We start from the raw sequence: 732 nt of genomic DNA, 5'->3' as shown, positions 1-732 counted from the left end.
GGTTGGGCCGACGCAGGGGGGGCAACAATGAAAGCGTTAGGCTAGCCGCCATGTTGGGCTTCGTAGCTCAGCCCAACCTACACAGAATTTCTTCACAGTCTCGAGAGCGCAGTCCACCGAATCCCGCGCCGGCGTTGGTGGGCTGCGCTGCGCTTGTCCACCTGCGGGGCGCCGGGCCAATCGATGATCGACGGCCCTGTTTTCTTTGGCGTTTGACCTAGTGACTTTGCGGCTGGGCTGGTTACTGATTCAGGACTTGTAGCGATTTTTGGCGACCAGGTTCATCGCGGTTGTTCTGTGTGAATGCCGAGCCGAAAGGTTCGCGGTTCTGCTGCTGATCTCGTGTCCCATAGTGACGACAAGATCGTCAAGGATGGTTTCAATGCGTCTTTCTTTCCCGCAGGCTGGCCTGTGGATGTTCGCTCTGTTTACCCTTCCCATGGTCTTGCTGCCGACGTTCGCCGTCGGGGCATTGCCGCAAGGACGAATCGATGAGGCTGTCCTAGCTCAAGCTCCTGATCGATATAGTTTTCCGCCGCTTTTTGTTCCTAATCGAGGCCAATGGTCGGCCGGGCTTGCGTTTGTTGCGCGAACTGCGGAGGCGGACGTCCTTTTCAGTGACCGGGATGCCGTGATCGTGCTCCCAGGAGAAGGTGGGGCTCGCTCCGAAGTCCGGATGTGGCCGCTGGGTGCGGCTCCTAGGATGCGAGTGACGCATGGTGATCCGCTCCC

The 732-nt window shown here is 59.0% G+C and carries 1 protein-coding gene; it reads left to right on the top strand.

Annotation, left to right across the window (positions count from 1 at the left end):
• Positions 1-382: 382 nt before the first annotated feature.
• On the top strand, positions 383-732 hold a 350-nt coding region (locus G3446_RS27825), incomplete at its 3' end, for a hypothetical protein (RefSeq protein ID WP_209262675.1).

The organism is Thiorhodococcus minor (genome assembly GCF_010820565.1).
Taxonomy (GTDB): domain Bacteria; phylum Pseudomonadota; class Gammaproteobacteria; order Chromatiales; family Chromatiaceae; genus Thiorhodococcus; species Thiorhodococcus minor.
The sequence above is the reverse complement of the archived record's forward strand: the minus strand, read 5'-3'. Positions and strand labels throughout refer to the sequence as shown.